General features: G+C 70.1%; 12 protein-coding genes and 1 tRNA gene. 10 read left to right on the top strand and 3 right to left on the bottom strand.

Annotated features, from left to right (window positions below):
• Positions 1–102, bottom strand: a 102-nt coding sequence (locus VNR19_RS03410) for a DUF4031 domain-containing protein (protein WP_325723907.1), incomplete at its 3' end; no start/stop codon positions are given.
• Between the two features lie 216 nt (positions 103–318).
• On the opposite strand from VNR19_RS03410, the gene rplU reads away from it, so the two are divergent.
• The 9 genes from rplU to rsfS all read left to right on the top strand — a co-directional run bounded on the left by rplU (position 319) and on the right by rsfS (position 7318).
• On the top strand, positions 319–627 hold the full coding sequence (gene rplU, locus VNR19_RS03405) for a 50S ribosomal protein L21 (RefSeq protein WP_310517925.1): 309 nt from the start codon (positions 319–321) through the stop codon (positions 625–627).
• 18 nt (positions 628–645) lie between these two features.
• Entirely contained in the window at positions 646–903 is a 258-nt protein-coding gene (gene rpmA / locus VNR19_RS03400; RefSeq protein ID WP_325033127.1) for a 50S ribosomal protein L27, read from the top strand.
• A gap of 114 nt (positions 904–1017) precedes the next feature.
• Positions 1018–2547, top strand: coding sequence for a GTPase ObgE (gene obgE / locus VNR19_RS03395; protein ID WP_325723903.1), 1530 nt, complete (start codon positions 1018–1020; stop codon positions 2545–2547).
• The gene (gene proB / locus VNR19_RS03390) at positions 2544–3401 is read left to right on the top strand and encodes a glutamate 5-kinase (RefSeq protein ID WP_325723901.1); all 858 of its coding nucleotides are present in this window, start codon (positions 2544–2546) and stop codon (positions 3399–3401) included. The genes obgE and proB overlap by 4 nt, the downstream gene beginning before the upstream one ends.
• Positions 3398–4660, top strand: a complete 1263-nt coding sequence (locus VNR19_RS03385; protein ID WP_325723899.1) for a glutamate-5-semialdehyde dehydrogenase — start codon at positions 3398–3400, stop codon at positions 4658–4660. The genes proB and VNR19_RS03385 overlap by 4 nt, the downstream gene beginning before the upstream one ends.
• A 52-nt stretch (positions 4661–4712) precedes the next feature.
• Positions 4713–4937, top strand: a complete 225-nt coding sequence (locus VNR19_RS03380; RefSeq protein WP_325723897.1) for a hypothetical protein — start codon at positions 4713–4715, stop codon at positions 4935–4937.
• Between the two features lie 10 nt (positions 4938–4947).
• A complete protein-coding gene (gene nadD / locus VNR19_RS03375) occupies positions 4948–5544 on the top strand; it encodes a nicotinate-nucleotide adenylyltransferase (protein WP_325723895.1) in 597 nt (198 codons plus the stop codon).
• Entirely contained in the window at positions 5541–6938 is a 1398-nt protein-coding gene (locus VNR19_RS03370; protein ID WP_325723893.1) for a hypothetical protein, read from the top strand. Before nadD ends, VNR19_RS03370 begins: the two co-directional genes overlap by 4 nt.
• Entirely contained in the window at positions 6938–7318 is a 381-nt protein-coding gene (gene rsfS, locus VNR19_RS03365; RefSeq protein WP_325723892.1) for a ribosome silencing factor, read from the top strand. The genes VNR19_RS03370 and rsfS overlap by 1 nt, the downstream gene beginning before the upstream one ends.
• Before the next feature lie 19 nt (positions 7319–7337).
• Here rsfS and VNR19_RS03360 read toward each other — a convergent pair whose 3' ends face one another.
• Positions 7338–7760: a VOC family protein gene (locus VNR19_RS03360; RefSeq protein WP_325723891.1), complete on the bottom strand. Its 423-nt coding sequence runs from the start codon at positions 7758–7760 to the stop codon at positions 7338–7340.
• Between the two features lie 118 nt (positions 7761–7878).
• Between VNR19_RS03360 and VNR19_RS03355 the strand changes: the two genes are divergently transcribed.
• Positions 7879–7951 (top strand) — tRNA-Ala (locus VNR19_RS03355).
• Positions 7952–8306: 355 nt separating this feature from the next.
• Here the strand turns inward: VNR19_RS03355 and VNR19_RS03350 are convergent.
• The coding region (locus tag VNR19_RS03350; RefSeq protein WP_325723889.1) for a hypothetical protein at positions 8307–8606 on the bottom strand (300 nt) is incomplete at its 5' end.

Raw genomic sequence — 8606 nt, 5'->3', positions numbered from 1 at the left:
GTCGGCGAAGGTCTTGAGCTCCGCGATCGACCGGTCGCTCACCAGATGCGCCCAGACCGTGCCGTGCTTCGGCCAGAGCGGCGTGTCGATGAGCACGGTCATGGGCCCGATCCTACGCGGCGGCCCGAGCGACGCGCCGGTGGCGCGCGTTTGACCGGCCCCGGGGCATCCGGTAGACTCGACCGCTGGTGCCACCGGCTTATCCCGGGCGGCCCGCACAGTTTTCTGGCAGTGACGACCCTCCATCCCGCTGGGGTCCCGCGCAGTGACATCCCCATCAACATCGGAGCCTCGGCTCCCCAGAGATAGGTACGAGTAGTGGTTTACGCAGTAGTGCGCGCCGGCGGCCGGCAGGAGAAGGTCGAGGTCGGCACCATCGTGACGATGGACCGCATCAAGGCAGACGAGAACGGCTCGGTTCAGCTCACCCCCGTCCTCCTCGTCGACGGCGACAAGATCACCTCCGACGCCAAGTCGCTCGCGAAGGTCACGGTCACGGCTGAGGTCCTCGGCGACCTCCGCGGCCCGAAGATCGTGATCCAGAAGTTCAAGAACAAGACCGGGTACAAGAAGCGCCAGGGCCACCGTCAGGAGCTCACGCGCGTCAAGGTCACCGGCATCAAGTAAGCCAGGAGAGACGCAGAGATGGCACACAAGAAGGGCGCAAGCTCCACCCGCAACGGTCGTGACTCGAACGCCCAGCGCCTCGGCGTGAAGCGCTTCGGCGGCCAGGTCGTCAACGCCGGCGAGATCCTCGTCCGCCAGCGCGGCACGCACTTCCACCCCGGCGTCAACGTCGGCCGTGGCGGCGACGACACGCTGTTCGCCCTCGCGGCGGGTGCTGTCGAGTTCGGCACCAAGGGCGGCCGCAAGGTCGTCAACATCGTCGCGACCGCGGAGTGATCCGGGCGCTTCGACAGGACTCACGGTGAGGGGCGGGCTTCGGCTCGCCCCTCACTGCGCATCATCAGGAACATCGCCCGCCCGCACGGCCGGCGCACAGCAGGAGGAGACGGCATGGTCACATTCGTCGACCGCGTCACGCTGCACCTGCGTGCCGGCAAGGGGGGCAACGGCTGCGTGTCGGTGCGTCGCGAGAAGTTCAAGCCGCTGGCCGGCCCCGACGGCGGCAACGGCGGCCACGGCGGTGACATCGTGCTCGTCGCCGACCCGCAGGTGACGACGCTTCTGTCGTACCACCACTCGCCGCACCGCGCCGCCGGCAACGGCGGCTTCGGCATGGGCGACAACCGGTCGGGCGCGCACGGCGAGTCCCTCGAGCTGCCGGTTCCCGTCGGCACGGTCGTGAAGGACCCGTCGGGCGAGGTCCTCGTCGACATGATCGAGCCCGGCATGCGTTTCGTCGTCGCACCGGGCGGTCTCGGCGGCCTCGGCAACGCGGCTCTCGCCTCTCCCAAGCGCAAGGCCCCGGGTTTCGCGCTGCTCGGCACGCCGGGCTGGGAGGGCGATGTCGTGCTCGAGCTGAAGACGGTCGCCGACGTGGCGCTCGTCGGCTTCCCCTCAGCGGGCAAGTCGAGCCTCATCGCGGCGATCTCCGCCGCGCGGCCCAAGATCGCGGAGTACCCCTTCACGACGCTGCATCCGAATCTCGGCGTCGTCCAGGCCGGAGACGTGCGCTACACGGTCGCCGACGTCCCCGGGCTCATCGAGGGCGCGAGCGAGGGCAAGGGGCTCGGCCTCGAGTTCCTGCGCCATGTGGAGCGATGCACGGCGCTCCTGCACGTGCTCGACTGCGCGACGCTCGAGCCTGGGCGCGACCCGCTCACCGACCTCGACGTGATCCTCGCGGAGCTCGCCGCGTACCCCGTTCCGGAGGGTCAGGTGCCGCTGCTCGAGCGACCGCAGCTCGTCGCGCTCAACAAGGTCGACGTCCCCGAGGCGAAGGACCTCGCGGACCTCGTGCGGCCCGACCTCGAGCAGCGCGGATACCGCGTGTTCGAGATCTCGACCGTCAGTCACGAAGGGCTCCGCCAGCTCACGTTCGCGCTCGGTCAGATCGTCGCGGAGCATCGCGCCGCCGAAGCGGTCAAGCCCGCACCCGAGCGCATCGTCATCCGCCCCAAGGGCGCGGAGCAGGAGTTCACCGTGCGCGTCGAGGGCGGCACGTACGGTCCGGTGTACCGCGTTCGCGGCGCGAAGCCCGAGCGCTGGGTGCAGCAGACCGACTTCCAGAACGACGAGGCTGTCGGCTACCTCGCCGATCGCCTCGAGCGGCTCGGCGTCGAGGAGGAGCTCTACCGCGCGGGCGCGACCCCCGGGGCGACCGTCATCATCGGCGGCGACGACGGCGTCGTGTTCGATTGGCAGCCGTCGCTGTCGTCCGTGGCCGAGCTCATGACCGCGCCGCGCGGCACAGACCCGCGACTCGACGGGTCCACGCGACGCACGACGGCGGAGCGCCGCGAGCGCTACCACGAGCGCATGGACGCGAAGGCCGAAGCGCGGGCCGAGCTCGAGGCCGAGCGCCTCGCCGCGCGCGCGTACGACAGCGATGAGATCGACGACATCGACGAGGAGGATGAGTGAGCGCAGCCGAGCGACGGGACATCCCCGGGTCACGCCGGGTGGTCGTGAAGGTGGGATCGTCATCGATCAGCGGTGACAACGCCCCTCGCATCCAGTCCATCGTCGAGGCGCTCGCCGCCGCCCACGCGCGGGGCACCGAGATCGTCCTCGTGTCGTCGGGTGCGATCGCCACTGGCATGCCGTTCCTCTCGCTCGAGGAGCGGCCGAGCGACCTCGCGACGCAGCAGGCTGCCGCCGCCGTCGGGCAGAACGTGCTCATCTACCGGTACCAGGAGGCGCTGCGGCCGTTCCGCGTCGTCGCGGGCCAGGTGCTCCTCACCGCCGGCGACCTCGAGAACCCGACCCACCGCTCGAACGCGCGCCGGGCGATGGAGCGTCTGCTCGGACTGCGGATCCTCCCGATCGTCAACGAGAACGACACGGTCGCCACGCACGAGATCCGATTCGGCGACAACGACCGCCTCGCGGCGCTCGTGGCGCAGCTCATCGGCGCGGACGCCCTCGTGCTGCTGAGTGACATCGAGGCGCTCTACACACGACCGCCTCAGGAGCCGGGGGCCCGCCCCATCCACCGCATCGCGTACGGCGAGGATCTGCACGGCTTCGAGTTCGGCTCGGTCGTGGTCAACAGCGTGGGAACCGGGGGAGCGGCGACCAAGGTGTCCGCGGCGCGACTGGCCGCGGCATCCGGTGTCGGCGTCCTCGTCACGAGCGCCGACCTCGTCGGCCGCGCTCTCGCCGGCGATGAGATCGGCACGTGGTTCGCCCCCAACCCCGAGCCCGCCTGGCCCGCCGGCACGGGGCCGCTGCGCACGGTCTCGAGCTCTCTGCCCGCCGATAAACTGGCCACATGACCGCCACCACCGCGACGACCGCCCGCGACCGCATGCTGCTCGCGAAGGAGGCCGCTCGCCACGTGGGGCGACTGAGCGACGCCGAGAAGCGCGACGCCCTGCTGGCGATCGCCGACGCGATCGAGGCATCCGCCCCCGCGATCGTCGCGGCGAACGCCGAGGACCTCGAGCGCGGGAGGGCCACCGGCCTCAGCACCGCCCTCCAAGACCGTCTGCGCCTGGACGAGCCGCGCGTGGCCGCCCTGGCGTCGGCTGTTCGAGACGTCGCGGCGCTGCCCGACCCGGTCGGCCGCGTGCTGGACGAGCGCGTGCTGCCGAACGGCGTGGAGCTCACGAAGGTCTCGGTGCCGTTCGGCGTCGTGGGCTCGATCTACGAGGCGCGTCCGAACGTCACCGTCGACATCGCCGCCCTCGCGCTGCGATCCGGCAACGCCGTCGTGCTCCGCGGTGGGACCGCCGCCGAGCACACGAACGCCGCGCTCGTCGACGCGATGCGCGAAGCGCTCGCGGATCGCGGGATCGACCCCGAGGCGATCCAGACGGTCGACTCGTTCGGGCGCGAGGGAGCGCGCGAGCTCATGCACGCGCGCGGCATCGTCGACGTGCTCGTGCCGCGAGGGAGCGCCCAGCTCATCGAGACCGTCGTCACCGAGTCATCCGTCCCGGTGATCGAGACCGGTGCCGGGGTCGTCCACATCGTGCTCGACGCGAGCGCCCCCCTCGAGTGGGCGCGCGACATCGTCGTGAACGCGAAGGTCCAGCGGCCGAGCGTGTGCAACGCGGTCGAGACGGTGCTCGTGCATCGCGAGGCCGCCGAGCGCCTCGTGTCGCCCGTCGTCGCGGCGCTCCAGGAGAAGGGCGTGACCGTGCACGGCGACCACCGCGTGTCGGCGCTCGCCGAGGGCGTCGTCCCCGCGACCGAGGACGACTGGGCGACGGAGTACCTGAGCCTCGACGTCTCGATGCGTGTGGTCGACGACCTCGACGAGGCGCTCGAGCACATCCGCCGCTACTCGACGCACCACACCGAGTCGATCATCACGCAGGACGACGCGAGCGCGGAGCGCTTCCTCGCGGAGGTCGACTCCGCCGTCGTCATGGCGAACGCCTCGACGCGCTTCACCGACGGCGGAGAGTTCGGGTTCGGGGCCGAGGTCGGCATCTCGACGCAGAAGCTCCACGCGCGCGGCCCGATGGGGCTCGCCGAGCTCACGAGCACGAAGTGGATCGCGCGCGGTTCCGGACAGGTGCGCGAGTGAGGCTTAGACTGGACGGGCGCGCCGCCCGGCGCACGATGGAAACGGAGCCCGAATGATCCTCGCCCCGCTGATCGCGTTCGCAGCAGAAGAGTCCGAGCACGCCGGCAACGTCGCTGCCGAGACCGCCGTGTACGGGATCGTCGCGCTCGTGATCTTCACGCTCCTCGCGTTCGTGACGCTCTCGTACCGCAACGTGGCCAACCGCCACGCGCCGAAGGCGGAGGCCTACGCGCGCGCTCACGCGAACGACGTCCAGCGGGTGGAACACGGCCACTAGGCCGCACTGGATGTCGGGTGGACGTGCCCCGCGGATCGGGGTCATGGGTGGGACGTTCGATCCCATCCACCATGGGCACCTCGTCGCCGCGAGCGAGGTCGCTCAGTCGTTCGATCTCGATGAGGTCGTGTTCGTGCCGACGGGCCAGCCGTGGCACAAGCACGATGTGTCGCCCGCGGAGCACCGCTATCTCATGACGGTCATCGCGACCGCCTCGAACCCGCGCTTCACCGTCAGTCGGGTCGACATCGATCGCGAGGGGCCCACTTTCACGATCGACACGCTGCGCGATCTCAAAGCCGAACGGCCGACTGCTGAACTCTTCTTCATCACGGGCGCAGACGCCATAGCGCAAATTCTCAGTTGGAGAGACCATGATGAGTTGTGGGACCTCGCCCACTTCGTCGCCGTCTCGCGTCCAGGTCATGTGCTGAGCACAGACGGACTGCCGAGCGACGATGTGAGTCAGCTCGAGGTTCCGGCCCTCGCCATCTCGTCAACGGACTGCCGGGATCGCGTTCGTCGCGGTCACCCGGTGTGGTACCTCGTGCCTGACGGGGTCGTCCAATACATTGCGAAGCATCATCTTTACCGGAGCAAGGAATGAGTACACCCGAGCAGCCGGCCACTCCAGCACTCACACGAAAGCAGTTGCGCCAGATCCGCAGCACCGGCGCGACCCCCATCGTGACGACGGATGCCGCGGCCGCCGACGCTCCCGCAGCTCCGACGCCGCCGGTGACTTCGGCTCCCATCGCGCGACCCGCGCAGTCCGCTCCGGCGACTTCCGCTTCGGCTCCCACGACCCCGGCCCCCACGACGGCGGCGCCCTCCGCGGCGCCCGTCGCGTCGACGCCCGTCGTCCCGCTCGCGCGTCCGGCTGAACCCCCGGTCCTCCCTCCGCCGCCTGTCGCAGACTCCGCGGTCGACCTCGGCGTCGCGCCGCTGACCCGCCGCCAGGCGCGCCAGCAGGAGCGCATCCGCACGGCATCCGTCCCGGTGATCACGCCTGAGGTCGCCGCGGGCCACACGCCGGCGACCGCCGACGCACCCGCTGCCGTGAAGCCGGATGCCGCGCCGGCTCCCGCCGCGTCCAAGACACCCGTCGCCGAGCCGCCCGCTCGAGTGTGGCCGGTCCGGCCGGCCGAGACGCCGACGCCGAAACCGCCCACGTTCGGCAGTTCCGCCACGCCGACGTCGCCGCTGTTCGGTGCCCCGGCTCCCGCGCAGCAAGCGCCCGCGTACGGCGCTCCGGCTCGTGCGCCGCACGCGCCCGAGCCGCACACGCCCGAGCCGCAGGCCGAGCCGCTGCGCGAGACAGGCGAGAGCGGTGTGCCGTCGTGGCTGCTCAGCGCCGCGGGCGCCACCGAGGAGCACGACGTCGAAGACGCCGCTCCCGCGGCTCCGTCAGCGCAGGCATCCGCCCCGTCCGTCCCGACACCGACGTCCGAGCGCGCGACCGAGCGTCCCGCGGACCGGTCCGACACTTCGTCGTCGACGGGGGAGCGAGGGGTGAACTCGCAGCTCGGGGCAGGACTGCTGGCCGAGGGGGCGCCCAACGTCGTGCTTCCGCCGTCGTTCGACGAGCTCATCACGTCAGCGTCCACAAGCGGATCGACCGGCACGCCGAACGCGCTCATCGTGCCCCAGCCCGACCAGTCCGGCATCGTCGCGCCGGTCGCGGCGACGGGCGAGGTGCTCGTGACGGGCACGTTCAACCTGCCCGAGGGCCTCGGCTCGACCGGGGCGATCCCCGGCACGGCCGACGGCAAGGAGGTCGATGCGGTGCTGGTGGACGGCGAGCTGCCCGCACACTCGTCGCCCACGCCGATCGCCGCGAGCGCTGCGATCAGCACCGTCAAGACGCCCGGTGAGATCATCAAACCGCCCGCTCCGGAGAAGGGCAGCCGCCTCATGATCTCGCTCGCGATCACGGCGGGTGCCCTCGCGCTCGCGCTCGTCGGCGTCCTGATCCTCGCCTTCGTGACAGGAGTGCTTTGATGACGGCGACCGACCAGGCACGCGAGATGCTCGCGATCGCGGCGGCTGCCGCGGACTCGAAGGGCGGCGAGGACCTCGTCGCCCTCGACGTGTCAGGACCGCTGCCACTCGTCGACATCTTCCTGCTCGTGTCGGGTCGGAGTGAGCGCAACGTCGCGGCGATCGCGGACGAGATCGAGGAGAAGCTGCTCGAGGCCGGCTACAAGCGCCTGCGTCGCGAAGGACGCAGCGAGGCCCGCTGGGTGCTTCTCGACTTCGGTGACCTGGTCGTGCACGTCTTCCACGAGGAGGAGCGCGTCTATTACGGGCTGGAACGCCTCTGGAAGGACTGCCCGATCGTGCCCGTGGAAGTAAAGCAGGGCGCATCCGCCGAGGACTGATCCGGCATCCGCGGCTCGGTCACTGGAGGCAGAACTCGTTGCCCTCAGGATCGCGCATCTGGTAGTACCGCTCGGGCCACGGACCCCATGTCTGCTCGACGAGCCGCACGACTTCGGCGCCGAGCGCCACGAGCCGGTCCTTCTCGGCATCGAGAGCCGCCTCGTCGCCCGGCTCGCGAACGACGTTGATGTCGAGATGGATCCGATTCCGGCCCGACTTCGCCTCGGACGCGTGATGGAAGAACAGGCGCGGTCCTCTGCCCTCAGGATCTTCGGCGAGCCCTCGCTTCGCCAGGTCCTCTTCGGTGAGACCGGAGTCGAGCAGCTGCTGGCGCAGTTCGCCGTCGAACTCGCGGTAGGGGTAGCCGAAGACGTCGGACCAGAACCGTGCGAGCGTAGGCGGGTCGTCGGCGTAGAACGTGATGTTGCCGAGCTTGATCATGGATTTCCCTTCGACGAGGTCACACTAGGGGAGCCGTCCGACACCCGTCGTGGTTCGAGGCACGCTCGGGCGTGTAGTAGAGTGGACGAGTTGTTCCGAGCGCTTCGGAGCGGCATCCGGGCCTGTGGCGCAGCTGGTAGCGCACCTGCATGGCATGCAGGGGGTCAGGGGTTCGAGTCCCCTCAGGTCCACCGTGTGTTGAGTCGCGACATAGGTCTCAGCCCCGGGCCATCGGCCTGGGGCTTTCTGCGTGTTGCGTGTTGCGCCAGTAGCTGCGGGTGTGGTCGATGTCGTGGGTGCTGAGGATCTCGCCGGTGTCGAGGCGGATTACGGTGACGGTGGTCTCGTCGATGAGCGCGAGGACGCGTTTGCCGCGGTTGTGGGCTCCGATGCCGAGGTCGTGCAGAGGGCCGGCGCGGCGCGGGCCCTCTCTTTCCGTTGGTTCCGATGTGGTCGTATCGGATCCGGAAGTGGCCTTCTCGAGAGGATGAGGGGAGGGTTTTCGGGGTGGCGCGGTAGGTGTTGCCGGGTGTGGTGCGGTCGTTGCTAGTCGGCGGTGGGCATGACCGACCAGATGGCGGCCGGGTCGGAGGCGTCGCGGTGCAGGATGTTGTACTCGGTGCCGGGGTGCTCCGCGATCCACTTGCGGCATTCCCCGAGCGGCATGGGGCCGTCGGAGATGGGACGGCCGAGACGGTCGTCCCAGGGCGTGTCAAATGGTGTGTGTAAGGGGTGGGTCTCCTTACGAAAGGAAGCACACTGTTGGCTATCGACAAGGCGTCGCGTGAACAGCGGCGCAAGGCTCAAGCAGAGGGCGCTCAGCGTCTGATCTCGTCCGGGGTGATG

Origin of the sequence: Microbacterium sp., from assembly GCF_035556355.1 — a bacterium.
GTDB lineage: Bacteria > Actinomycetota > Actinomycetes > Actinomycetales > Microbacteriaceae > Microbacterium.
The sequence above is the reverse complement of the archived record's forward strand: the minus strand, read 5'-3'. Positions and strand labels throughout refer to the sequence as shown.